Genomic DNA, 24,187 nt, shown 5'->3' on the forward strand with positions numbered 1-24,187 from the left:
GATCCGGACCGGCGGTCCGTCACGATCGTAGCAGCGGCGCGCCTCCGCGCCTCGGCCGCCGGCGCGTCAGATCACGTTGAGCTCGAACACCGGCTCCTTGCGCGCGATCCGGTCCCAGCCGAACAGCGTGAGATCGAGGCTCTGGAACCGGCCGTGCACGATCAGCTCGGCGACCGCGCGGCCGGCGGCGGGGGCCTGCTGCAGGCCGTGGCCGGAAAAGCCGTTGGCGAACAGGAAGTTCGAGACGTCCGGATGCGGGCCGATCACGGCGTTCTGGTCGAGCGTGTTGTAGTCGTAGTGGCCGGCCCAGGCGCGGACGAGCTTCAGGCTCTCCATCGCCGGCACGCGAGTGGCGAGCGCGGGCCAGATCACATCCTCGTAGAGCGCGTAATCGACATCGAAATCGCCGTCGGCGCGCGGATCGGCGTCCTCGGCCGGCGAGACGCCGCAGATGTGGTACTCGCCCTCGGGGCGGATGTAGACGCCGGTCGCATCGATCAGCATCGGCATGTCGGGCAGCGGCGTGCGGCAATGCACGACGAAGACGCAGCGCTTGCGCGGCTCGACCGGCAGGGCGAGGCCCGCGAGCGCGGCGACATCGCCGCCGGCGGGGCCGGCGGCATTGACCAGCACGCCGCAGCCGATGCGGCGGCCGTCGGCGAGCGTCACCGCGGAGACTTTCGCGCCGGTCTTCTCGATGCCGGCGACCGTGCCTTGCGTATAGGTAGCGCCGGCGGCGCGGGCGCCCTTGCGGATCAGGTCGAGCAGCATGTGCGCGTCGAACCAGCCCTCGCCGGTCTGGCCGAAGGCGGCGAGCGCCACGTCGTCGAGCGACATCCACGGATAGCGCTCGGCGAGTGCTCCGGGCTCGATCAGCACGATATCGGCGCCTTCGGCGGCCTGGACGCGGTGGTTCTGCTCGAGCACGGCGCGGCCGGCGGCGCTGGCGAGCACCAGATAGCCGCCCTCGCGGAAGCCGACGTCGGCATCGGCGCCGAAACGGGCCTTCAGATCCTTGATGAAGGAGACGCCGAAGCGCGACAGGCGGATGTTCTCGGCGGTCGAGAACTGCTGGCGGATCGAGGCGGCGGAGAGCGTCGTCGAGGATCGTGCGTAGGTCGGGTCCTTCTCGACCACGAGCACGGAGCCGGCGAAGCCGAGCTCGTGCTTGAGGAAATAGGCGACCGACGAACCGACGATCGCTCCACCGACGACGACAACGTCGTAATGCTCGGACATCGCACACGAACTCCACTGAGACGATCTGCTGAGAAGATCTGGCCCGCGGGCTCCGTCACGAGGGGGCGGTCACCGGGGTCTTGTACGGGCGTTCAACCTAGTTCAACCGGGCCGCCGGAGCCATGCCCGTGTCGCAGAGCCGAGGCGGCGTCGGCGGTGGTGCCGCGCCCCGCACAGGATTGGGCGTCACCGCCGGGTGCGTTCGACCACCGACGCGCGTGGCCGGGCGACGCCGACGATCGGGCGGTCCGGGATCGTCGGATCGGCGGCTCGCGCGACGGGCGGTTGCGGGGCAGGCGTCTGGTCGATCGTGGGCACGGACGTCTTCTGCGGCATCGGACGCGGCGTCTCGGTGCGTGGGGCGGGCGGGGGCGTCACCGGCTCGGGCGGCGGTGCCGGATAGCGCTCGGGGTCGGGCCGGCCGGCGCCTCGGTCGCCGGCTTGCGCCGGAACAGGCCGGCGCCGTGTCCGGCGACGATCCAGTAGACGAGCGCGCCCGCGATACCGGCGGCGATCGCCGGCTTCATCGCGCCGGGCACGTTGCCGAAGGTGTTCAGAAAGGCCGCGTAGCCGACCGCGCCGCCGGCGGTCAGGTGGATCAGGATCGACCGGACCGACAGGATCTCGGTCAGGATCGCGAAGATCAGCCAGTAGCCGGCGGCGAAACTGGCCATCGGCAGGGCGTAATCGGCCGTGAAGGCGCCGAGCCGGTCGAACTCGCGCGCCATGCGGAGCAGCAGTTCCTCGGGCGTACGGGCCGGGAAACTCGACTGGAGCGGCAGGATGCGGTTGCCGACGAACAGCGTCAGGCCGGCGACGAGACCGGCGAGATAGAAGCCGATCGTCACCATGATCAGCCGCCAGATGATCCGGAACAGCGCGCCCATGACATCCCTTCCTCGGCCCGGTGCCGGGTCGACCACCGCTCAGCGGGACGGCCCCCGTGCGGGACGGAAGGTCGGACGGATCCGTGGCAGAGGCAAGGCCGAAACCGCGTCAGCGGCGCGGTTCATCTTTCAGAGCGTCGGTTCGCGCCGATGGCCGGCCTCGGCCAGCGAGGCCGGCGGCGGAGGCGGCAGCGGGCGAACCGCGACCAGCCAGTAGAGGAGACCCGCGACCGCGCCGACGCCCGCGATCGTCGCATAGAGGCCGACCCCGGAGCTTGCGCCGCCACGGATCAGGGCGGCGACCAGCTGCGCGCTGGCGCCGGCGAGGGCGCCGAAGCCGAGATAGGCGAGGGCGCTGCGGATCTGGCGCGTCTCGGCGATCACGATCAGCGCAGCCGAAACCGGCGCGGCGGCGACGAAGCTGGTCAGGAAGGCGAAGAGAACGACGATGCCGACGTCCGACAGGCCCATCGTGCGCACGACCTTGTCGGAGCCGAGCACGGCGGCGTCGCGCAGGATCAGTGCCAGCGGCAGCAGGATCGCGGCGGCGAGGCAGGCGATCGCATAGGCGCCGATCACCGTCCAGAGCCGGCGAATCCGTTCCTGGCCGGGGTTCCGTTTCGCCGCTTCGAAAACCATGGGCCTTGCGTCCTCGTGGTTCGATCGCGACGGACGGAGCCCATCCGCCGCGATCGAACCACTCGCTCATTGACGGCGTGACCGGATCGGTCCGATCCCGCGCCTCGCCCGAATCGGCGATAGCTCGACCGGCATTTTAAGGCGCGATACCACCGGCGGTCGAGACGCGATCGGCGCGGAAGCGGCTCGCGCAACGCCGACATGCAGACGGGTGGAGGGGCGGCTCAATCCTCGCCGCCGCCGCCGATCATGGCTTCGAGCGCCATGCGCTCGCGCACGCGCAGCCGCTCGGAGGCCGACTTCAGCTGTCCGCAGGCGGCCAGGATGTCGCGACCGCGCGGCGTGCGGATCGGGCTCGCGTAGCCGGCGCGGTTGACGACCTCGGCGAAGGTCTCGATCTCGTCCCAGTCCGAGCACTCGTAGGCCGAGCCCGGCCACGGATTGAACGGAATGAGATTGATCTTGGCCGGAATGCCCTTCAGGAGCCGCACCAGCTCGCGCGCGTCGGCCGGGCTGTCGTTGATGCCCTTCAGCATCACGTATTCGAAGGTGATGCGGCGGGCGTTCGACAGGCCGGGATAGGCGCGGCAGGCGTCGAGCAGCTCGGCGATCGGATACTTGCGATTGAGCGGCACCAGCTCGTCGCGCAGGTCGTCGCGCACGGCATGGAGCGAGATCGCCAGCATGGTGCCGATCTCGGCCCCGGCGCGCGGGATCATCGGCACCACGCCGGAGGTCGACAGCGTGATGCGACGCTTCGACAGTGACAGGCCGTCGCCGTCGGAGGCGATCAGCAGTGCTTCGCGGACATTGTCGAAATTGTAGAGCGGCTCGCCCATGCCCATCATGACGATGTTGGTGACGAGCCGGCCTTCGCTCGGCAGCAGGCCCTCGGCGTCCTTGCGGGCGTTGGCCGCGACCTCGGGGAAGTCGCCGAGCCGCTCGCGCGCGACGACGATCTGGGCGACGATCTCCTCGCGGGTCAGGTTGCGGACCAGCTTCTGCGTGCCGGTGTGGCAGAACGAGCAGGTCAGCGTGCAGCCGACCTGGCTCGAGACGCAGAGCGTGCCGCGGCCTTCCTCGGGGATGTAGACCGTCTCGACCTCGACCGGGCGGCCGGCGCCGCGGGCGGGAAACCGGAACAGCCACTTGCGGGTGCCGTCGACCGAAATCTGTTCGGTGACGATCTCCGGGCGGCCGATCGTGTAGCGCTCGGCGAGCGCGGCGCGCATGTCCTTCGAGACGTTGGTCATCGCATCGAAGGAGGCGGCGCCGCGCAGGTACATCCAGTGCCAGAGCTGGGCCGTGCGCATGCGGATCTGCCGATCCTCGACGCCGACGTCGGCAAGCGCCTGGCCGAGTTCCTCGCGCGTCATGCCGAGCAGCGAAGGCTTGGCATCGCGCGCGGGCTGCGCCTCTGCGACCTTCATGATCTGGCTCAGATCGGCACGGTCCTTCGGCAGAAGCGAAACGGTGGCCATCGGCAGAACTCTTCCTGGCATCGCCCGTGACCTGGTCGACGGAGCGCCATCGGCCGCGAGCGCGGGGACCAGCGGTCCTGCGCGGCGCCGACATCGAGGCGCGTCACGGCGGTTGCAACGAAAAAAGGGCGGAGGGGAGGCCCCTCCGCCTGTTTCGTCATCCTATAGCCGATTATGGCGCCGATCGGAAGTGTCGCGCCGGACGGGCGACGTTTTCCGAGCCCGCCCGTCCGGTCGGGCCTACTTGCAGCCCTTGCCGATCGCGTCGAGCATTTCGCCGAAGCCGGCGAGCGAGAAGGCATAGGTCGTGGTGTTGCCGCGGCCGGACTGGCCCTGCGCCGACATCTTCTTCCCCTTCTTCATCGCATCCACCAGCTTGGCTTCCTCGGTCGCATTCTCGAACCAGGCACCGTCGCCGCGCGTGAACAGGGTGAACTTCTTGCCGTCGATGTCGACGGTCAGCTTGCTGCCTTCCTTGAACGGATAGCCGACCTGGATGCTCGGCTCGTTGCGCACGTGCTCGCCCGGTCGGGTCGAGACGAAGAAGAAGACGTCGCCATGATTGAGCCCGTTCGGCTCCATCTTCTGGGGTTTGGTCAGCGCGTAGCAGACCTTGCCCTTGGCTCCGGTGGCGGAAACCGCCTTCCAATCCTTCGATTCGGCGAGTTGGTAGGGCGTTGCGGCCTGGGCCAGGGCCGCGGCCGTGCCGGCGAGCAGCAAGGCGGCGGCGAGCCCGATCGGACGAACGGTCCACATGTCGATCGATCACCTCATGCGTGACGCTGCGCAGGGGGTTACGCACGCGTCCGGGACGAAAAGGTCCCCGTCAGAAAACCACGCGGATGGTTACCAAGCCGTTGCCGCCCCGCGTTGACACGGAAAACGGCGGCTTCGCGCGGGCGAAGAGCGCGAAACGGCGAGGCGCATCGGCGGCTTCGATGGGCAGTCGGCAACCGCCGCCCACCACACGGCGATCCACACCGGGGAGCTTATGGGACGGGATGCGCTCCGGTCGGACCGGAACGCCGAATCGCCGTTCTTCCGCGGGGCGGAACGGCACTTCGGCTTCCGGGCCGCGTTCGATCTCGGACCGGAACCATCGGGGCTAGACGCTTCGGTTCAAAAGAGGCGAAAGTCAGGCGTGCCGTTTCCGTCTCGCTGAGGGTCGCGCCTGCGGCGAGGAAATGTTACGTCGGTGGAGGCGCGTGGGCGATGTCCGCGGCACGCGCCCAACAATCGAGTGGTCATGCCGTCATCGGACCCGACCGGGGCCCCGAGCGATCCGGAAGCCTTCAACGCCCTCGTCGAGCGCGTCGCCGCATCGCATGATCGCGTGGCCTTCGCCGCGCTGTTCGACCATTTCGCACCGCGCATCAACGCCTATCTCATGCGTCTCGGCATGGACAACGGCTCCGCCGAGGAGCTGACGCAAGAGGTCATGGTCACGCTGTGGCGCAAGGCGCATCTGTTCGACCGCACCAAATCATCGGTGGCGACTTGGCTGTTCCGAATCGCGCGCAACCGCCGCATCGATGCGCTCCGGCGCGACAAGGCTTCCGCGCTCGATCCGGAAGACCCGATGCTGCAGCCGGCCGGCGCCGACGACGCCGAGGAGGGCATCGACGCGGCCCGGCGCGAGGGCGCGTGCGCGCGGCGATGGCGACGCTGCCGGCCGAGCAGGTCGAGCTGGTGCGGCAGGCGTTCTTCGGCGGGCTGTCGCACAGCGAGATCGCCGAGCGGACCGGCCTGCCGCTCGGCACGGTCAAGTCCCGCATCCGTCTCGCTTTCACAAGGCTGAGGCGCGCGCTCGAAGGCGACGGCGCGATCGATCTCTGATACCGCTCGGCGATCCGTCCAATCCCAGACCCTCCGGAGACGTCGACACCCATGGCCATGGACCCCGAAGCCGCGCTCGCCCACGCCCGCGATCTGCTCAGCCGGATCCCGCTGGTCGACGGGCACAACGATCTGCCCTGGGTGATCCGCGAGCAGGCCGATCGGCCGGGCGACGTCGCCGCGGCCAGGCTCGGCGAGGATCTGCCGAAGCGCGACAGCGACATTCCGAAGATGCGCGCCGGCGGCCTGACCGCGCAGTTCTGGGCGGCGTTCCTGCCGACCGAGACGCCGCATCCGATGCGCGCCTACATGGAGCAGATCGCGCTGATCCGGCGCATGGAGGCGCTGCACGCGGACGTGTTCCTGCCCGGCCGGCGCGCCTCCGACATCGCGCGCGCCAAGGCCGAGGGCAAGATCGCCTCGTTCATTGCGGTCGAAGGGGGTGTGGCGCTCGAAGGCAGCCTGGAGGTCCTGTCGGTCCTCTACGATCTCGGCGCGCGCTACATGACGCTCTGCCACAACGAGACGCTCGATTGGGTCGATTCGACCACCGACGTGAAGCGGCACGGCGGCCTGACGTCGTTCGGCCGGCGTGTGATCGCCGAGATGAACCGGCTCGGCCTGATGATCGACTGCTCGCATACGTCGCACGACGCCATGCGGCAGGTGCTGGCGCTGTCGAAGGCGCCGGTCGCCTTCACCCATTGCAATGCCTTCTCGCTCTGTGCCCATCCGCGCAACGTGCCGGACGACGTGCTCGCCGCGATCCCGGCGAACGGCGGCATCGTGATGGCGACCTTCGTGCCGGACTTCGTCTCGGAGGCGTCGCGCACCTGGATGGCGCCGATGAAGGACGCGTTCGGCAAGACGATTCCCGATCCCGACTGGACGACCTTCATGCCGGCGCGCCGGGCCGAGCTCGGGCCCTGGCCGCGCGGGAGCGTCGCGGAACTCGCGACCCACATCGAATACATGGCCGACAAGGCCGGCATCGCCCATGTCGGCATCGGCTCGGACTTCTTCGGCGGCCCGACGCCGCAGGGGCTGGAGGACCAGAGCCGGTTCCCCTATCTCCTCGCGGAGCTCGTCGGCCGCGGCTGGTCGGACGACGCGCTCGCGGGGCTGATGAGCGGCAACTTCATCCGCGTGTTCGAGGCGGTCGAGCGGGTCGCCGAGGGCCTCGGGGAGCAAGCACCGGCGCTCGGTCGCGTCGGCGAGGAGTGAGGACCAGCCGGACGCCTCGAGCCTGTCGTCATGGCTCGAGCCTGCCGTCAAAGGGGGATCGCCGTTGAAAGCCGTGCTCTGTCGCGAACTCGCCGGACCCGCCGCGCTGGTGCTGGAAGACCTGCCCGATCCGCTGCCGGGGCCGGGCGAGGTCGTGATCCGCATGCGCGCGGCAGCGCTCAACTTCTTCGACACGCTGATCACCGAGGGGCGCTACCAGTTCAAGCCCGAGCTGCCGTTCTCGCCGGCGGGCGAGATCTCGGGCGAGATCGAGGCGCTCGGCGCGGGCGTGACCGGTCTCGCCCGCGGCGATCGGGTGATCGCCTATGTGAAATGGGGCGGCGCGCGCGAGAAGGTGGTCATCGCCGCCGATCGGGTGATCCCGATGCCCGTCGGGCTCGGCTTTGTCGAAGCGTCGACCTTGATGGTCACCTACGGCACGACGATGCACGCCTATGTCGACCGCGCCGACCTGAAGCCCGGCGAAACGGTCGCGGTGCTCGGCGCCTCGGGCGGGGTCGGGCAGGCGGCGGTCGAGATCGCCAAGGCCTTCGGCGCGCGTGTGATTGCCTGCGCGGCGGGCGACGACAAGCTCGCCTTCTGCCGTTCGATCGGCGCCGACGAGGTCGTCGACTACGATGCCGAGGATCTGAAGCTCCGGCTCAAGGAACTGACCGGCGGGCGCGGCGTCGACGTGGTCTATGACGCGGTCGGCGACCGCTATTCGGAGCCCGCCGTCCGCGCGCTCGCCTGGCGCGGCCGGCTGCTGGTCGTCGGCTTTGCGGCCGGCGAAATCCCGAAGATCCCGCTCAACCTGCTGCTGCTCAAGGGCTGCGACCTGCGCGGCGTTTTTTTCGGCGAGGCGGTCGAGCGCGAGCCGGCGGCATTCCGCGCCAACATGATCCGGCTGATGGAGTGGGTGGTCGCCGGCCGGATCAGGCCGCACATCCATGCCATGGTGCCACTCGCCGAGACGGCGCAGGCGATCGGCGAGATCGCCGCCCGGCGGGTCAAGGGCAAGATGGTCGTCGTGACCTGAGGCCCCGGCGAGACCTCTGCAAGGACAGCAGAGCGCGGCGCTCTGGTCCGTCCGGTCGTGGCCAAGGTTCTCGTCAGTCTTCCGTCAGCTTTTGAGCCGTTGCGGCGCGAAACATCATGCATCGGCCGGAATCCAGATCGTGTCCGCTCCGGATCGACACGGCCGGGCCATGATCTCGCCGCCATGACGCTTGAGCATACAGCAAGCGGGGGCGAGACGGCGTAGGTGGCACGGTTGCCTGCCCCCGAAAGGCTCGGCCATACGCCGCCAACCCGAGGAGGATCGCGATGCGCGCGACGGGTCTGCTCGCAGTGAAGCGTTTCGGGCTCGGCGGACGGCCGGGCGAGGTGGCCGAGGCCGCCTCCGACCCGAAGCAATGGCTGCTCGCCAGCATTCGGGAAGGAACCGATACGCGGCTCAAGGAGATGCGCTCGACCAAGCCGGGCGATCCGGTCAAGGCGCCGCAGACGACGCTCGATACCTGGCTGAACATCCGTCGGTTCGAGATCGAGGAATATATTTCGCGCCGGGTCGACGGGGTCGCGCGCAAGGACGCCAAGCCGCCGGTGCAGCCGGTCGCCGCCAACGCGGCCCAGTCGAACGCGATGCAGTCGAACGGGATGCAGGCCAACGCAGTGCAGCAGCGCGGCGCGGCCGTGACGCCTGCGGTCGCCAACGCGGCGGCGCCGGCCCCGACGACGCCCCAGCCGAAGCTGCAGAATCCGGTCGGACCGCTCTACAATGCCGAGGTCGAGGCGCGCTTCGTCGAGGCGCGTGTCTCCCGTCGCCCGCTGGTCGAACGGCTGGCGTGGTTCTGGTCGAACCATTTTGCGATCGGCGTCCAGAAGGGTCAGATGATCCGCGCGCTCGCCGGCGCTTACGAACGCGAGGCGATCCGGCCGCATGTGCTCGGCCGGTTCCGCGACATGGTCGCGGCGGTCGTGCGTCATCCGGCGATGCTCGACTATCTCGACAACGCTCGCTCGATCGGCCCGGAAAGCCTGGTCGGCCGCTGGAAGAAGAAGGGTCTCAACGAGAACCTTGCCCGCGAGCTCATGGAGCTGCACGTGCTCGGCGTCGATGCCGGCTACAGCCAGGCCGACGTCACCAATCTGGCGCGGATCCTGACCGGCTGGACCGTCGGCGATCTCGATACGCTCGAACCCGGCCGCACCGTGTTCATGGTCAACGCGCATGATCCCGGGCCGATCACGGTGCTCGGCAAGACCTATCAGCCCGACGGCGCGGCGCAGCTCGATCAGGTGCTCGACGATCTGGTGCGGCATCCGGCGGCGGGGCGGTTCGTGGCGCGCAAGCTGGTCGCGCATTTCGTCGGACCGGCCGCGCCGCCGACGCTGGCGCCGCGGCTCGCCGACGTGTTCACCCGCACCGGCGGCGATCTCGGCGCGGTGACGCGCGCGCTCATTGCCGACGACGAGGCGTGGGTCGAGGGGGACAAGCGCGTGATCCCGCCGTGGGATTTCGCGGTCGCGACGGCACGCGCGCTGGAGACCGATCTGCCGATCGGCATGGTGTTCCGCCTGACCGACGTGCTCGCCCAGAAGACCTGGGACGTCCCTCGCCGCAGGGCTGGACCGAGACCGAGGACTGGGGCAGCCCGGCCGCGCTGGTCGAGCGGCTCGACTGGTCGGACGAGATCGCCCGGCGCTTCGTCGCAACGCGCGACGTGCGGCAGCTCGCGGAAGCGGTGGTCGGCCCGACGCTGTCGACCGATACGGCGACCGCGATCGCCCGGGCGGAAAGTCGACAGCAGGCGCTGGCGCTCCTGCTGATGTCGCCGGAGATGCAGCGGCGCTGAGCGTGAGCGGCCCGCTGCCGCTCCACCTTTGCGGCCTCAGGCCTTTGGCGGATCGTCGAGCAGCCTTTTGGCAATCTCCCGGTGTTCCGGCTTGATCGAGCCGGCGACGAGGCCGAGCGCGGTGACGAGCACGGTTGCGTCGTCGGTGAAGCCGATCAGCGGCAGTACGTCGGGCAGGATGTCGATCGGCGAGACGAAATAGGCGAGCGCGGCGAGCAGCGTGAAGCGCACCCTGCGCGGCGTCTCGGGGTCGAGCGCGGCGAGATAGCCGGCGACGACATCGTCCATGAACGGGATCGCGCGGGCGGCGCGGCGCACGGTGCGCCAGAAGCCGTCGCGAACGCGGGTCTCGCGCGTCTCCTCCGGACCGATGATTTCGGGATCGAGATAGATGCCGTCGTCGCGCCGGGCCATGGGCGTCCTCCTCGTGGTCTGAGATCGGAACGCCCGAACCCGGCGTCAAGATCCCGGCACCGCTCGCGCCCGTCCGGACGCGGTCGGCGCGGCGCAACCCATCCACAACGCGGGCCCCTGCCGTCGGGCCGATCACCACAATTATATCGACGCCCCCTTCCGCACCGCCGAAGTCGGAGTTACGCTTTCGGCATGAGACTTGGTCAGATCGGTGTGAGACGAGCCTCGGCGTCGGACGCCGCGGCGATCGCCTCGGTCCATGACGAGGCCTGGCGCCTCGCCTATCGCGGCATCATTCCGGGTGCGAACCTGGAGCGTATGGTCGCGCGCCGCGGGCCGGCGTGGTGGCTCCGGGCCATCGAACGGCGCGCCGCCGTGCTGGTGATCGAGGTCGGCGGTGCGGTCTGCGGCTATGCGACGGTCGGTCCGAGCCGCATGCGCATGCTGCCCTTCGCCGGCGAGATCTACGAACTCTACCTGAAGCCGGAGTACCAGGGCCTCGGCTTCGGCCGCCTGCTGTTCGAGGCGGCGCGCGAGGAGCTGAAGCGCTGCGGCTTCAAGAGCTTCTCGGTGCGCGCGCTTTCCGAGAACGATGCCGCGCACGGCTTCTATCGCCGCATGGGCGGCAAGCTCGCTGCGGAAACCGGCGAGCGCGTCGGCGACAAGACGCTGCCGGTGGTCGTGTTCGGCTGGAACGGCGGCTGAGCCGAGGCGGCCCGGAACCGGTAAGGCCCGCAACCGGGCTCCCGCATGCCGACGGCGAGCGCTTTTTTGGCCGGTCCGACGAAGGACGGCTTTTCCTTTGTGTGTGCGATGCGGTATGACGCGGGTCTTCGATCCGGGTCCGCCGGATCCGGATCTTTACCCGAACGCCCTCGAGGGGAGAGCGCATGCGCATCGACGCCATTCCGCTCGGCAAGAACGCGCCGAACGACATCAACGTCATCATCGAGGTTCCGATCGGCGGCGAGCCGATCAAGTATGAGCTCGACAAGGCGTCCGGCACCCTGTTCGTCGATCGCTTCCTCTACACCTCGATGCGGTATCCCGGGAACTACGGCTTCGTGCCGCACACGCTCTCGGACGACGGCGACCCGATCGACGTGATCGTCTGCAACACGCGCGCGATCGTTCCGGGCGCGGTGATCAACTGCCGCCCGATCGGCGTGCTGCACATGCAGGACGAGGCCGGCCACGACGAGAAGATCCTCGCCGTGCCGTCGTCGAAGCTGACCAAGCGCTACGACAGCGTCACCAGCTACTCGCAGCTGCCGCAGATCACGCTGGAGCAGATCCAGCACTTCTTCGAGCACTACAAGGACCTGGAGCCCAACAAGTGGGTCAAGGTCGTCGGCTGGGGCGACGACGCCGAGGCGCGCAAGCTGATCGTCGAGGCGATCGAGCGCTACCAGAAGGACAAGGCCGCCGCGGAGTGATCCGCCGGCCGGCGTGTCCGGAACTGTGACTTCTGGAAAAGGGCGGGGCGTTGGTCTCGCCCTTTTTGCGTTTCGGTTGATGCCTCGGCTCGCAAGTGCTTGCGGTGTCACCGCGCCTGCGCGTGATATTCGCGGTTCGGGCGCATGTCGGTGGCGGTGGCGACGCGGTTCGACATGTTGAAGAAGCCGGTCACGGCGGCGATGTCCCAGATGTCGCGATCGGTGAACCCGACCGAGCGCAGGCCGGCGCGGTCGGCGTCCTCGATCGCGTGCGGCGTCTCGGTCAGCTTGACGGCGAAGTCGAGCATCGCGCGCTGGCGGGCGTCGAGCCGGGCGGCGCGGTAGTTCATCACCATGAGCTCGCCGAGCACCGGATCGCCCGAGAGCTGGCGCACGGCGGCGCCATGGGCGGTCAGGCAGTAGAAGCAGCGGTTCACCGCCGAGACCGCCACGGCGATCATCTCGCGCTCGAGCTTCGACAGGCCGGATGGCGCCAGCATCAGGTCGTTGTACATGGCCGAGAACGCCTTGAGCTTCGGCAGATCGAAGGCATAGGCGGCGAGCACGTTCGGCACGAAGCCGATCTTCTCCTGACACTTGGCGAAATAGGCGCGGGTCTCCTCGTCGAGCTCGGCCATCGGCAGATCGAGGATGATCGGCGGCTCGGTCGTGGCTGCGGTCTCGGCCGGCGCGGCGTTGTCGCCCTTCCGGCCGGGCTTCTCGTGCTTGGCTTCCGCGCGCCGGACCTCGGCGTGCTTCGCCTCGTCGGAGGCCTTCTTGCCCTTCTTCGGGCTCTTTTCCTTCGCCATCGCGTCGTTTCTCCCTCGGATTGCCGTCCGAACCGCGTCCGGACACGTCCTCGCCCATATTTCCCGCTCGGTTGGCGGACGCAACCGTCTCGCTCGCGTCATTGGAACGCGAGTATCCGTTGATCGGCCCCGGCCGCTCGGCCATGGTGGGACAGGATGTCGCGGGTCGGGAGCCGCGACGTGGAGAAGAACTCGATGACGATCATGATCGAAGCCGCAAAGGCCGAACGTCTCGCAGCCGTCCGCCGCCTCCTGGCCGCGCGACCCGACGAAGCGGCGTTGACCGCCTTCGCCGACCTCTTCTTCGAGCGCGGCTCCTCCGAGGATCTGGTCGCCTACGAGGCGGCCGAGCTCGCCGCCATCGCCGAGAACGCCTGGAGCCACCTCGCCGAGCGCGATCCGGCCCGACCGTCGATCCGCGTCTATGATCCGGCCGCGCCGGAGGGCGCCGTCCGGCTGCCGACCGAGACCGTGGTCGAGATCGTCAACGACGACATGCCGTTCCTGCTCGATTCGGTGATGGGCGAGCTGACCGAGGCCGGCCACGGCATCCGGCTGGTGCTGCATCCGATCTTCGCCGTCGCACGCGATGCCGGCGGGCGGCTCGACCGGTTCTCCGATCCGCGCAACGCCGACAAGGGCGCGGGGCGGGAAAGCCTGATCCGCATCCACATCGAGCGCCTCGCCGGCGCCGAGGTTCGGCAGGCGCTCGCCGAGGCGATCGGGCGCACGCTGACCGACGTGCGTCACAGCGTCGACGACTGGAAGCCGATGCTCCGGCGGCTCAAGCGGGCGCGCAAGCAGATGCGCGACGGCAAGCCGGTCGGCTCGAAGGAGGACCTGCTCGAGACGGTCGATTTCCTCGACTGGCTCGGCGACGACAACTTCCTGTTCCTCGGCATGCGCGACTATCTCTACACCGAGGACGGCGGCCAGGGCCGGCTGGAGCGGATCGAGGATTCCGGCCTCGGCGTGCTCACCGATCCGGAGGTGCGCGTGCTCCGGCGCGGCGACGACAACGTCAACGCCTCGCCGTTCATGGACCTGTTCCTGAAGTCGTCGCGCGCGATCGTCGTCACCAAGGCGAACCTGCGTTCGCGCGTGCATCGGCGCACCCACCTCGACTACGTCGGCGTCAAGCAATACGACGACGACGGCAAGCTCGTCGGCGAGCTGCGCATCCTCGGCCTGTTCACCTCGACGGCCTATACGGCCTCGGCGCGGCAGATCCCGCTCGTCCGGCACAAGATCGACCGCATCCTCGCCCGCGCCGGCTTCGATCCCGGCAGCCATTCCGGCAAGGCGCTGGTGATGGTGCTCGAGACCTATCCGCGCGACGAGCTTTTCCAGATCGAGGAGGACCAGCTCTACGATTTCGCGTTGCGCATCCTGGCGCTCGACGAGCATCCGCGCATCCGCGCGCTGGTGCGCCACGACCTGTTCGACCGCTTCGTCTCGGCGCTGATCTACCTGCCGCGCGACCGCTACACGACCGACGTGCGCGTGCGCATCGGCACGGCTCTCGAAGAGGCGTTCCGTGGCCGGGTGGTGTCGTGGCGGCCGACCTTCCTCGAAAGCTCGCTGATGCGGGTCCACTTCATCATCGGGCGCTACGGTGGCGTCACGCCGACGATCGATCCCGATGCGCTGGAGACGACCGTCGCGGCGATCGCGCGCACCTGGCGCGACGATTTCGACGACGCGGTCGAACGGGCGCTCGGCGTGCCGAAGGCCACCCGCATGCTGGCGCGCTACGGCGAGGCGTTCAGCGCCGCCTATCGCGAGGCCCGTTCGGCGGAAAGGGCGGTCGCTGACATCGGCATCATGGAGGCGATGGGCGATGGGCGCTCGATCGCGATCGATTTCTATCGCCGGGACGGGGAAGCCGCGGCGCGCGTGCAACTCGCCCTGTTCCATGCCGAGACGCCGGTGCCGCTGTCGGATCGCGTGCCGGTCCTGGAGAACATGGGCCTCCGCGTCATCAACGAACGCACCTACGAGATCGCGCCCGCCGGTCTGCCGCGGCTCTACCTGCACGACATGACGCTGGAGCGCGCCGACGGCGCGGCGCTCGATCTGACGGCGGAGACCGATGCGCGGCTGGAGACGCTGTTCCTCGCCGTCTGGCACGGCCGGGCCGAGAACGACGGCTTCAACGCGCTCGGCCTCGCCGCCGGCCTCGACTGGCGGCAGATCTCGATCCTGCGCGCGATCGGCCGCTATCTGCGCCAGATCCGGATTCCCTATTCGATCGACTATGTCTGGGCGGCGCTGCGGCGCTACCCCCAGACCGCCGCTGCGCTCGTGGCGCTGTTCGAAGCCCGCTTCGATCCGGATCGACCCGACGACGATCGCGATCTCGCCGAAGCGCGGCTCGTGGCCGAGATCGAGGCCGAGCTCGACAAGGTGCCGAGCCTCGACGACGACACGATCCTGCGCCGCTATCTCAATCTCGTCCGCTCGATCGTGCGCACCAACGCCTACCAGCACGACGCGGCCGGGGCCTTGCGCGAGACGCTCGCCTTCAAGATCGACAGCCGCGCGGTCACGGCCATGCCGGAGCCGAAGCCGTTCCGCGAGATCTGGGTGTTCGGGCCGCGTGTCGAGGGCGTGCATCTGCGCTTCGGCAAGGTGGCGCGCGGGGGCTTGCGCTGGTCGGACCGGCCGCAGGATTTCCGCACCGAGGTGCTCGGTCTCGTGAAGGCGCAGCAGGTCAAGAATGCGGTCATCGTGCCGGTCGGCGCGAAGGGCGGCTTCGTGCCCTTGCAACTCGTCGCCGGCATGAGCCGCGACGCCTGGCTCGCCGAAGGCACCGAGGCCTACAAGACCTTCGTCTCGACGCTTCTGACCGTGACCGACAATCTGGTCGGCCACGCGGTCGTGCCGCCCCCGCGCGTGGTGCGCCACGAGGGCGACGATCCCTATCTGGTCGTCGCGGCGGACAAGGGCACGGCGACCTTCTCCGACACCGCCAACGGCATTGCCGAGGAGGCCGGCTTCTGGCTCGGCGACGCTTTCGCGTCCGGCGGTTCGGTCGGCTACGACCACAAGAAGATGGGCATCACCGCGCGCGGCGCCTTCGAGGCGGTGAAGCGGCACTTCCGCGAGATGGACGTCGACATCCTGTCGACGCCGTTCTCGGTCGCCGGCGTCGGCGACATGTCGGGCGACGTGTTCGGCAACGGCATGCTGCTGGCCTCGACCATCCGGCTCGTCGCCGCCTTCGACCACCGGCACATCTTCCTCGACCCGGATCCGGATCCGGCGTCGAGCTTCGCCGAGCGCGAAAGGCTGTTCGACCTGCCGCGGTCGAGCTGGGCCGACTATGACGCCGCGAAGATCTCGGCCGGCGGCGGCATCTATGCCCGCAGCGAGAAGGCGATCGATCTCTCGGAGGCGGCGCGGGCGATGCTCGGCCTCGATCATACGCGGGCGACGCCGCAGGAGGTCATGAACGCCATCCTGCGCATGCCGGTCGACCTCCTGTGGTTCGGCGGCATCGGCACCTATATCCGCGCCTCGACCGAGACCGATGCCGACGCCGGCGACCGCGCCAACGACCCGATCCGTGTGGCTGCGCCGCAGGTGCGGGCCCGTGTGATCGGCGAGGGTGCCAATCTCGGCGTCACGCAGCGCGCGCGTATCGAGCTCGGCCTCGCCGGGGTGCGCGTCAACTCCGACGCGATCGACAACTCCGCCGGCGTCAACTCCTCCGACGTCGAGGTCAACATCAAGATCGCGCTCGGCCATGCGGTACGCGCCGGCGAGCTGACCATGCCCGATCGCAACGTGCTGCTCGCCTCGATGACCGACGAGGTTGCGCATCTGGTGCTCGCCAACAACTATCGGCAGACGCTGTCGCTGAGCCTCGCCGAACGGCGCGGGCTCGAAGATCTCGGCTATCAGCGCCGGCTGATGGAGACGCTGGAGCGCGCCGGCCGGCTCGACCGGGCGGTCGAGTTCCTGCCCGATGATCCCGCGCTCATCGCGCGCGAGAAAGCTGGCAAGGCGTTGACCCGTCCGGAACTCGGCGTGCTGCTGGCCTATGCCAAGCTGTCGCTCAAGGAGGACCTGATCGGTTCGGACGTGCCCGACGATCCGTTCTTCCGGGCCGAGCTCACGGCCTATTTCCCCTCGGCGATGCGCGAGCGCTTCGCCGGTGCGATCGGTGCGCATCGGCTGCATCGGGAGATCATCGCGACCCGGCTCGCCAATCTGGTGATCGATCGCGGCGGGCCGGCCTTCGTCGCGCGCATCGCCGACCGGACCGGCGCCACGCCGGCGACGATCGCGCGCGCGGCGGCCGCGGCTGCGGCGGCCATCGGCTCCGAGCGCCTCGACCGGCAGATCGACGCGCTCGATACGCTGGTACCGGGTGCTGTGCAGCTCGAACTCTACGCGGCCGTGCAGGATGCGCTGATCGATGCGACGGTCTGGGCGTTGCGCAACGTCTCGCTCGACGCCGGGCTCTCGGCCGTGGTCGCGCGTTTCGCCGAACCCGTCGCGGCGCTCGCGCCGGCCTTCGACGGTATCGTCGGTGTGGCGATCCGCGATGCGGTCGCGGCGCAGACGGCGACCTGGGTCGCGGCCGGCGTGCCGGACGATCTGGCGGTCCGGCTCGCGCGGCTGCCGGTGTTCGCGGCGCTGCCGGATGCGATCGTGGTGGCTGAGCAGACCGGCGCGGCGGTCGAGGATGCCGCGCGGGTGCATTTCGCCGCGGCCGAGCGGCTGCGCATCGTGGCGCTGGAGACGGCGGCGCGGCGGGTCGCGGTCAAGGACTACTATGACGGCCTGGCGCTCGACCGCGCGCGTGGCATGCTCGCGGCCGCGCATCGGGCGATCGACGCGCACGCGCTCAACACCGATGGCGGTCTGGAGGCGTGGCTGGTCGGCCTCGGCCGGGCGCCGGAGGCGGCGCTCGCCCAGATCGACGAGATCATCGGCACCGGCGGCCTCACCGTCTCGCGCTTTGCGGTGGCGGCCGGGCTGATCGCGGATCTGGCGAACGGCAAGGCGTGAGCCGCTCGGAGGAGCGTAAAGAAGGGCGACCAAGAAAGAGGGGCGGCAACGCCGCCCCAATCTCCCTTGATCCCTGTGTCCGTGTATTCCGGCGCTTCAGTGTCGGAAGTGGCGCATGCCCGTGAAGCACATCACGATGCCGGCCTTGTCGGCGGCGGCGACCACGTCGTCGTCGCGCATCGAGCCGCCGGGCTGCACGACCGCGGTCGCGCCGGCCGCAATCAGTGCCTCGAGGCCGTCGGCGAACGGGAAGAACGCGTCCGACGCGGCGACCGAACCGGCCGTCAGCGACTCGGTCAGACCCGCCGCCTTGGTCGCCTCGGCGGCCTTCGACACGGCGATCTTTGCCGAATCCACGCGGCTCATCTGGCCGGCACCGATGCCGACGGTGGCGCGGTCCTTCACGAACACGATGGCGTTCGACTTGATGTGCTTCACCACCCGGAACGCGAAGGTCATGTCGTCCTCCTGCGCCGGCGTCGGCTGCTTGAAGGTGACGACCTTGAGCTCGACGTCGTCGACCGTGCCGTAGTCGCGGGTCTGCACCAGCAGGCCGCCGGCGACGGTCTTGGCCGTGAAGCCGGCGCCACCGGGATTCGGCAGCTTGCCGGCGAGGAGCAGGCGCAGGTTCTTCTTCTCGGCGATGATCGCCTTGGCCTCGTTGGTGGCGTCGGGGGCGATGATCACCTCGGTGAAGATCTTGACGATCTCGTGGGCGGTCTCGGCGTCGAGCTTGCGGTTGAAGGCGATGATGCCGCCGAAGGCCGAGACGGGGTCGCAGCGCAGCGCCTTGAGATAGGCGTCCTTCAACGTCTTGGCCTCGGCGACGCCGCAGGGATTGGCGTGCTTGATGATCGCGCAGGCGGCGGTGCGGTAGGGGTCGAACTCGGCGACGAGTTCGTAGGCCGCGTCGGTGTCGTTGATGTTGTTGTAGGAGAGCTGCTTGCCCTGCACCTGCACGGCGGTCGCCACGCCCGGGCGCTGCTCGGCCGTGCGGTAGAAGGCGGCGAGCTGGTGCGGGTTTTCGCCGTAGCGCATGACCTCGACGAGCCGGCCGCCGAAGGCGCGGTAGGCCGGGTTCGGCTCGCCGACCTTCTCGGCGAACCAGTTGGAGATCGCCGCATCGTAGGTCGCGGTGCGCGCGAAGGCCTTCTGCGCCAGCCGGCGGCGGACCTTCAGCTCCGTGCCGCCCTTGGTCTCGATCTGCTCGAGGATCTTGGCGTAATCGGCCGGATCGACCACCACGGCGACATGGCCGTGGTTCTTGGCTGCGGCGCGGATCATCGCCGGGCCGCCGATGTCGATGTTCTCGATCGAGGTCGCCTCGTCGGCGCCCTTCGCGATCGTTTCCTCGAACGGATAGAGGTTGATCACCGCGAGATCGATGCCGGCGATGCCGTGGGCCTGCATGGCCTCGGCGTGGTCGGGGTCGTTGCGCACCGCGAGCAGGCCGCCGTGGACCTTCGGGTGCAGCGTCTTGACGCGGCCGTCCATGATCTCGGGGAAGCCGGTGACGGCCGAGACGTCGATCACCGGAACGCCGGCATCGGCGAGGCTCTTGCGCGTGCCGCCGGTCGAGACCAGCTCGACGCCCTTCTCGGCGAGCGCGCGGGCGAAATCGATCAGGCCGGTCTTGTCGGAGACGGAGAGGAGCGCGCGCTTGACCGGCACGAGATCGGGCGGCGCGATGTTCTTGGCCTCGACGGACATGGGCTGCGGCTCCGGCTTTCGCGGGAGCGGGCCACTCGGCGGCTCCCGGCAACGGGGAAATCTCGGCGCCGCGATAGCACCGGATCGCCGCGCGCGCAAACGAAGCCATGCGCTGGCTGCGATGCGAATGGAACAAGGGACGTCGGTCGCGGGCAGCTCGCGCTCACCCGCTCAGAGCGAGACGCGACGGCGGAGGGCGCGCGGCTCGGCGGTGCGATGGAAACTCCAGCGTACCTCGCCGAGACCGCCGGCGTCGGCGGCGACGACGATCTGCTCGGCGTGGCGGACGCCGTGCAGGTCGGCGAGATAGACCGATTCCTCGAGATGGGCCGGCAGATCGGCGCAGCGGAATTCCCAGGCCTCGCCGTCGGGGCCGAGCAGCACGACGCCGCCGCCGCCGAGAGCGGAGGCCTTGACCTGTGGGTGGATGTGGAACCGGATCACGAAGGGCGGCCGGTTGCCGCCTTCGAGCGGCACCACGCGGTCGCGGCCGTCGATGCGGTCGCCCTCGGCCGAGAGCCGGAGCGTGCGTTCGTGGAGCACGCCGAACGCCTTGGCATAGCCGTCGTGGCTGGCGACCACGGCGACGGTGCCGTCCGCCTCCTGCCGCTCGACCGGCACGCTCTCGGGGCCGCCGACCAGCACCGGGCCGAACAGGCGGGCGACGAGGCCCTTGTCGCGCACGGTCGCCGAGGAGCGGTCGCCGACCACCACGGTCGAGTGTGCCGCGGTGGTCCGCGCCATGCGCCGCCACTGCGGCAGTGGCCGGAACGGTGTGCCGCAATTGGTGATGTAGCGCGTCGTGCCGGAGGAGAACTCGAACGACAGCGTGCCGGCATGCGCGGCTTGGGCAACCGGGATCGGCGGCGGCGGGCCGGTGTCGACGATCACCACCGTGCGACCGGCCTCCAGGCGCTGGAAGCCGGAATGCGAGGCGTTGCCGTGGGTGGCGCCGCGGGCGTCGTCATAGACGAGCACGGTCGCGACCAGATCCGTCGGCGTCGGGCCGACGCCATTGAAGAGCGCGATGGCGCCGTCGCCATGCCGGACGAACCGGAGCCACGGCATCATGCGATCGACCGCGTTCATCAGCGCGGCCGAGGCCGGAATGCCGCGCGCCGACAGCGCTTGGCGCAGCGGCAGGAGGTCGATCAGGATGTCGAGCGCGGCGGCCGGATTACGCGAGATGTGGCCGCCGTCGGGCAGGATCTGGCGCTTCAGTTCGTCGTCGAGCCGGCGCATCGCGGTCTTCACCTGTCGCCGGAATCCCTCGACCGCCACGGCGGCGGCGAGCAGCGCGATCGCGGTCTTCAGCCGCGGCAGACCGTCGGGCTCCTCGCCGTAGCGGATGCGCAGGCGCTTCACATGGCGGGTGATGCCGACCAGGAAGCGCTGGTAGAAGGCGGCGTCGCTGTCCTCGAGCACCATCGGCGACTGGGCGAGCCAGGACATCAGCCGGCGCGAGGCGACGTCCGGCTCCCAGGCGACCGGCGGATGGGTATCGAGCCCGAGCCAGTCGTCGACCAGGGCGCGGGCATTGGAGCGGGCGATCGGCGTATCGGCGGCGCGCAGGTGCCGCAGCCAGCCGAAGCCGTGCAGCACGCGCGCCCATTCGTCGGATGGCGGGGGCATGTCGAAGGGCGAGCGGCCCCGGCACTCGACCACCTGACCGGAGAACACGAAACTGCCGGCATAGATGTCGCCGGCGACCGTCGGATCCGCTGTACGCAGGTCCTGCGGGGCGATGGCGAGACGATCGGCCGATGGCTCGAACGACGCACGCAGGCCGCGCGCGAACCGGCGCAGCGGCGCCGTCGCACGTCGCGCGACCTCGCCCACGACCAGTCGCAGTCGTCGGCTCAATCCGTCCATGCCCTGGATCGGCATGTTCCCCGCCCCGGTGGGTCGTGCCCCGGGCGAAAGCGTTCGCTCCCGCCGGATTCCGACCACGCACATCCTGTCACCCGCGCGAAGCAGCGCGGGCATTGTCCCAACCTCCACGGCACCCGAACGAGGTTAAAGGCCGGTTAAGTCGACGCCGGAGAGGTGAATTGAGCCGGCTCAGGACTCGTTTCGGATCAGGCGTGCGGCAAAGAAGCCATCGCAGCCGCCGGGCTGCGCGTCGGTTGCCGGCAGGTGAAACGGCAGGGTGCGCAGGTCGCCGGCGAGGGTGATCGCCTGCGCGAGACCGCCGATCTCCTCCGGCCGGACGGGCAGGCGACGGAACGGCGCACCCGCGGCGAGAAACGCCTCGATCTGCGCCTCACCCTCCTCGGGCTGCAGCGAGCAGGTGCAATAGACGAGCGCCCCGCCGGGCTTCACCCAGGCGCTCACGCGCTCCAGCAACCGCTTCTGCAGCGCCGCGAGGGTGGCGACATCCTCCGGGCTCTTCAGCAGCATGACGTCCGGGTGGCGGCGGATGGTGCCGGTCGCGCTGCAGGGCGCGTCGAGCAGGATCGCGTCGAAGCTCTCCTTGGGCGTCCAGGTCTCCAGATCGGCGGCGACGACGCGCACGTTCGGCAGTCGCAGCCGGCCCATGTTCTGCTTCACGCGCTCGAGCCGTTCCGGCGACAGGTCGACGGCGGTCACCTCGGCGCCAGCGGCGGCGAGTTCGGCGGTCTTGCCGCCGGGCGCGGCGCACAGATCGGCCACCTGCCGACCCTTGACGTCGCCGAGCAGGCGCGCCGGTAGCGCGGCGGCGGCGTCCTGCACCCACCATTCGCCTTCGAGGAAACCTTCGAGCTTGTCGATGGCGCCGCCGCCGGCGAGGCGCACCGAGCCGGTCGGCAGCACGGCACCGCCGAGCGCGGCGGCCCAGCGCGCGGGATCGGATTTCACGGTCAGGTCGAGGGCGGCTTCCGTCAGATGCGCCTCGGCGATGGCGCGGGCGCGCTCGGGACCGTAGGCCGCCGTCCAGCTCTCGAACAGCCATTCGGGCGTGTTCAGCGCGGCGGCGTCCTGGTCGGCGAGGATCTCGTCCTTGCGGCGGGCGAGCGTGCGCAGCACGCCGTTGACGAGGCCCTTCCAGGCCTTCGCGATCCGGTCCTCGTCGGTCAGCGTCACCGACAGCGACACGGCGGCATGGTCGGGCACGTCGAGGAACAGGATCTGCGCGACGCCGACGCGCAGGATGTCGACCACGCGGTCGGCCTTGTCCGGCAGCGGCTTCTCGATCAGGCGGCGCAGCACGTCGTCGATCTGGCCGAGCCGGCGCAGCGCGGTCGACACCATGGCGCGGACGAAGGCGCGATCCTTCGGCGCCAGATTGCGGAAGGCCGGCGTGGTCGAGCGGCTGTCGAACTCCATGTCGAGCGGCCGGTTCTTCTCGACGATCTTGGCCAGGATGTCGGTCGCGAGCCGCCGGGCGGCGAGGCCGGGGATTTCCGGCCGCCGCGATCCGCGTGCCGGGTTGCCGCCGCCCGAACCGGTCGCCCCTCCGGACGGTCCGGTTCGATCCTGCCGCTCATCCCTGTTTCGGCCGTCGCCGCGCTGCTCGCGATCCCGCAATCCGTCGTTCCTCATGCCGCCGCCGGCCGCTGCCAGCGCTCGCTCAAGCCCAGGGGCCCCGGCGCGTGCGGCCGGGGTCCGTGACCGGCACGGCACCGCGCCGTCCCGTTGCCGACGGCATACGCGAATTTCCGCTCGCGCCATAGTCGAAACCGCCAGGGAACCCGGCGTCGGGGCCGCCGCCGGCGAGCTCGCGCAGTGCGGCGATGCGGTTCTCGGTCGAAGGATGGGTCGAGAACAGGTTGTCGAAGGAACGGCCGGACAGCGGATTGACGATGAAGAGATGCGCCGAGGCGGGATTGGCCTCGGCGGCCTCGTTCGGGATCATGTGCGCCGCGCCGGAGATCTTGGCGAGCGCGGAGGCGAGCCACATCGGCTGGCCGCAGATCTCGGCGCCCATGCGATCGGCGGCGTATTCGCGGGTGCGGCTCACCGCCATCTGCACGATCGAGGCGGCGAGCGGCGCGACGATCGCCGCGATCAGCACGCCGACCCAGCCGAGCGGATTGTGGTTGTCGCGATTGCCGCCGACGAAAAAGGCGATGTTGGCGAGCATCGAGATCGCGCCGGCGATGGTCGCGGTGATCGTCATGATCAGCGTGTCGCGGTTCTTGATATGAGCGAGCTCGTGCGCCATCACCCCGGCGACCTCCTCGCGGGTCAGCATGGCGAGCAGGCCGGTCGTCGCGGCGACGGCACCGTGCTCGGGATCGCGGCCGGTGGCGAAGGCGTTCGGCTGGTCGCTGTCGATCAGGTAGACGCGCGGCGCCGGCAGGCCGGCCCGCGCGGCAAGATCGTGGACCATGCGCACCAGATCCGGCGCTTCGGCTGCGCTGACCTCGCGGGCACCGTGCATCGACAGCGCGATGCGATCGGCGTTCCAGTAGCTGAACAGGTTCATCGCCAGTGCGACGAGGAACGCGATCATCATGCCGCCGCGGCCGCCGATCATGAAGCCGACGCCCATGAAGAGCGCGGTCAGCGCGGCGAGCAGCAGGGCGGTGCGAAAGTAATTCATCCTCGGGTCTCCGGCGTCGTTGGGGCGTCGGACGTCAGGGGGCGCACGTCAGCGTTCGATCATCGGTGGCGCATGGACCGAATGGACGGTTTCTCGGACCCGCGCCTCGC

At 69.7% G+C, this 24,187-nt stretch carries 18 protein-coding genes and 2 pseudogenes; 9 read left to right on the forward strand and 11 right to left on the reverse strand.

Features of this window, described 5'->3' with window-relative positions; all coding sequences use genetic code 11:
• Positions 1-66 precede the first annotated feature (66 nt).
• The 5 genes from ABS361_19595 to ABS361_19615 all read right to left on the reverse strand — a co-directional run bounded on the left by ABS361_19595 (position 67) and on the right by ABS361_19615 (position 5,002).
• Positions 67-1,239 (reverse strand): FAD-binding oxidoreductase, encoded by a 1,173-nt coding sequence (locus tag ABS361_19595; protein ID XBY44218.1) that lies wholly within the window; start codon positions 1,237-1,239, stop codon positions 67-69.
• Between the two features lie 374 nt (positions 1,240-1,613).
• Positions 1,614-2,126 carry a hypothetical protein gene (locus ABS361_19600; GenBank protein ID XBY44219.1) on the reverse strand — a complete coding sequence of 171 codons (513 nt, stop codon included), beginning with the start codon at positions 2,124-2,126 and terminating at the stop codon, positions 1,614-1,616.
• Between the two features lie 129 nt (positions 2,127-2,255).
• A complete protein-coding gene (locus tag ABS361_19605) occupies positions 2,256-2,765 on the reverse strand; it encodes a hypothetical protein (protein XBY44220.1) in 510 nt (169 codons plus the stop codon).
• A gap of 224 nt (positions 2,766-2,989) precedes the next feature.
• Complete coding sequence (gene rlmN / locus ABS361_19610) at positions 2,990-4,246, reverse strand: 23S rRNA (adenine(2503)-C(2))-methyltransferase RlmN (protein ID XBY44221.1); 1,257 nt, start codon at positions 4,244-4,246, stop codon at positions 2,990-2,992.
• 240 nt (positions 4,247-4,486) lie between these two features.
• Entirely contained in the window at positions 4,487-5,002 is a 516-nt protein-coding gene (locus ABS361_19615; protein ID XBY44222.1) for an invasion associated locus B family protein, read from the reverse strand.
• Positions 5,003-5,633: 631 nt separating this feature from the next.
• On the opposite strand from ABS361_19615, the pseudogene ABS361_19620 reads away from it, so the two are divergent.
• The 6 genes and pseudogenes from ABS361_19620 (at position 5,634) to ABS361_19645 (ending at position 10,164) form a co-directional block, all read left to right on the forward strand.
• Positions 5,634-5,762 (forward strand): annotated as a pseudogene (locus ABS361_19620) (sigma factor).
• Between the two features lie 140 nt (positions 5,763-5,902).
• Entirely contained in the window at positions 5,903-6,082 is a 180-nt protein-coding gene (locus ABS361_19625) for a sigma factor-like helix-turn-helix DNA-binding protein (protein XBY44223.1), read from the forward strand.
• Between the two features lie 51 nt (positions 6,083-6,133).
• Positions 6,134-7,306 carry a dipeptidase gene (locus ABS361_19630; GenBank protein XBY44224.1) on the forward strand — a complete coding sequence of 391 codons (1,173 nt, stop codon included), beginning with the start codon at positions 6,134-6,136 and terminating at the stop codon, positions 7,304-7,306.
• Positions 7,307-7,370: 64 nt separating this feature from the next.
• Positions 7,371-8,345, forward strand: coding sequence for an NADPH:quinone oxidoreductase family protein (locus ABS361_19635; protein ID XBY44225.1), 975 nt, complete (start codon positions 7,371-7,373; stop codon positions 8,343-8,345).
• 287 nt (positions 8,346-8,632) lie between these two features.
• A pseudogene (locus ABS361_19640) lies at positions 8,633-9,901 on the forward strand (DUF1800 domain-containing protein).
• Positions 9,820-10,164 (forward strand): DUF1800 family protein, encoded by a 345-nt coding sequence (locus ABS361_19645; protein ID XBY46953.1) that lies wholly within the window; start codon positions 9,820-9,822, stop codon positions 10,162-10,164. Before ABS361_19640 ends, ABS361_19645 begins: the two are co-directional and overlap by 82 nt.
• A 36-nt stretch (positions 10,165-10,200) precedes the next feature.
• Here ABS361_19645 and ABS361_19650 read toward each other — a convergent pair whose 3' ends face one another.
• Positions 10,201-10,578 (reverse strand): YkvA family protein, encoded by a 378-nt coding sequence (locus ABS361_19650; protein XBY44226.1) that lies wholly within the window; start codon positions 10,576-10,578, stop codon positions 10,201-10,203.
• 192 nt (positions 10,579-10,770) lie between these two features.
• On the opposite strand from ABS361_19650, the gene ABS361_19655 reads away from it, so the two are divergent.
• Both ABS361_19655 and ppa read left to right on the forward strand, forming a co-directional pair.
• Positions 10,771-11,283 carry a GNAT family N-acetyltransferase gene (locus ABS361_19655; GenBank protein XBY44227.1) on the forward strand — a complete coding sequence of 171 codons (513 nt, stop codon included), beginning with the start codon at positions 10,771-10,773 and terminating at the stop codon, positions 11,281-11,283.
• Positions 11,284-11,468: 185 nt separating this feature from the next.
• Entirely contained in the window at positions 11,469-12,014 is a 546-nt protein-coding gene (ppa, locus tag ABS361_19660; protein ID XBY44228.1) for an inorganic diphosphatase, read from the forward strand.
• Positions 12,015-12,121: 107 nt separating this feature from the next.
• Here the strand turns inward: ppa and ABS361_19665 are convergent, their stop codons facing one another.
• Positions 12,122-12,652, reverse strand: coding sequence for a peroxidase-related enzyme (locus ABS361_19665; GenBank protein ID XBY46954.1), 531 nt, complete (start codon positions 12,650-12,652; stop codon positions 12,122-12,124).
• 366 nt (positions 12,653-13,018) lie between these two features.
• Between ABS361_19665 and ABS361_19670 the strand changes: the two genes are divergently transcribed.
• Positions 13,019-17,842 carry an NAD-glutamate dehydrogenase gene (locus ABS361_19670; GenBank protein XBY44229.1) on the forward strand — a complete coding sequence of 1,608 codons (4,824 nt, stop codon included), beginning with the start codon at positions 13,019-13,021 and terminating at the stop codon, positions 17,840-17,842.
• Positions 17,843-17,938: 96 nt separating this feature from the next.
• Here ABS361_19670 and purH read toward each other — a convergent pair whose 3' ends face one another.
• The 4 genes from purH to htpX all read right to left on the reverse strand — a co-directional run bounded on the left by purH (position 17,939) and on the right by htpX (position 24,077).
• A complete protein-coding gene (gene purH, locus ABS361_19675) occupies positions 17,939-19,552 on the reverse strand; it encodes a bifunctional phosphoribosylaminoimidazolecarboxamide formyltransferase/IMP cyclohydrolase (protein XBY44230.1) in 1,614 nt (537 codons plus the stop codon).
• A 171-nt stretch (positions 19,553-19,723) separates the two neighbouring features.
• The gene (locus tag ABS361_19680; protein XBY44231.1) at positions 19,724-21,439 is read right to left on the reverse strand and encodes a heparinase II/III family protein; all 1,716 of its coding nucleotides are present in this window, start codon (positions 21,437-21,439) and stop codon (positions 19,724-19,726) included.
• A gap of 174 nt (positions 21,440-21,613) precedes the next feature.
• Positions 21,614-22,933 carry a 16S rRNA (cytosine(967)-C(5))-methyltransferase RsmB gene (rsmB, locus tag ABS361_19685; protein XBY46955.1) on the reverse strand — a complete coding sequence of 440 codons (1,320 nt, stop codon included), beginning with the start codon at positions 22,931-22,933 and terminating at the stop codon, positions 21,614-21,616.
• A gap of 169 nt (positions 22,934-23,102) precedes the next feature.
• Positions 23,103-24,077, reverse strand: coding sequence for a zinc metalloprotease HtpX (gene htpX / locus ABS361_19690; protein XBY44232.1), 975 nt, complete (start codon positions 24,075-24,077; stop codon positions 23,103-23,105).
• Positions 24,078-24,187 lie beyond the last annotated feature (110 nt).

The sequence above is a fragment of the Ancalomicrobiaceae bacterium S20 genome, from assembly GCA_040269895.1.
Taxonomy (GTDB): Bacteria; Pseudomonadota; Alphaproteobacteria; order Rhizobiales; family Ancalomicrobiaceae; genus Methyloraptor; species Methyloraptor flagellatus.

Excerpts from the sequence above, each read along its gene's own strand:
- ABS361_19595 (XBY44218.1), bottom strand. The coding sequence starts at position 1,239 with ATGTCCGAGCATTACGACGTTGTCGTCGTCGGTGGAGCGATCGTCGGT.
- ABS361_19600 (XBY44219.1), bottom strand. The coding sequence starts at position 2,126 with ATGGGCGCGCTGTTCCGGATCATCTGGCGGCTGATCATGGTGACGATC.
- ABS361_19605 (XBY44220.1), bottom strand. The coding sequence starts at position 2,765 with ATGGTTTTCGAAGCGGCGAAACGGAACCCCGGCCAGGAACGGATTCGC.
- rlmN (XBY44221.1), bottom strand. The coding sequence starts at position 4,246 with ATGGCCACCGTTTCGCTTCTGCCGAAGGACCGTGCCGATCTGAGCCAG.
- ABS361_19615 (XBY44222.1), bottom strand. The coding sequence starts at position 5,002 with ATGTGGACCGTTCGTCCGATCGGGCTCGCCGCCGCCTTGCTGCTCGCC.
- ABS361_19625 (XBY44223.1), top strand. The coding sequence starts at position 5,903 with ATGGCGACGCTGCCGGCCGAGCAGGTCGAGCTGGTGCGGCAGGCGTTC.
- ABS361_19630 (XBY44224.1), top strand. The coding sequence starts at position 6,134 with ATGGCCATGGACCCCGAAGCCGCGCTCGCCCACGCCCGCGATCTGCTC.
- ABS361_19650 (XBY44226.1), bottom strand. The coding sequence starts at position 10,578 with ATGGCCCGGCGCGACGACGGCATCTATCTCGATCCCGAAATCATCGGT.
- ABS361_19655 (XBY44227.1), top strand. The coding sequence starts at position 10,771 with ATGAGACTTGGTCAGATCGGTGTGAGACGAGCCTCGGCGTCGGACGCC.
- ppa (XBY44228.1), top strand. The coding sequence starts at position 11,469 with ATGCGCATCGACGCCATTCCGCTCGGCAAGAACGCGCCGAACGACATC.
- ABS361_19665 (XBY46954.1), bottom strand. The coding sequence starts at position 12,652 with ATGGCCGAGCTCGACGAGGAGACCCGCGCCTATTTCGCCAAGTGTCAG.
- ABS361_19670 (XBY44229.1), top strand. The coding sequence starts at position 13,019 with ATGACGATCATGATCGAAGCCGCAAAGGCCGAACGTCTCGCAGCCGTC.
- purH (XBY44230.1), bottom strand. The coding sequence starts at position 19,552 with ATGTCCGTCGAGGCCAAGAACATCGCGCCGCCCGATCTCGTGCCGGTC.
- ABS361_19680 (XBY44231.1), bottom strand. The coding sequence starts at position 21,439 with ATGCCGATCCAGGGCATGGACGGATTGAGCCGACGACTGCGACTGGTC.
- htpX (XBY44232.1), bottom strand. The coding sequence starts at position 24,077 with ATGAATTACTTTCGCACCGCCCTGCTGCTCGCCGCGCTGACCGCGCTC.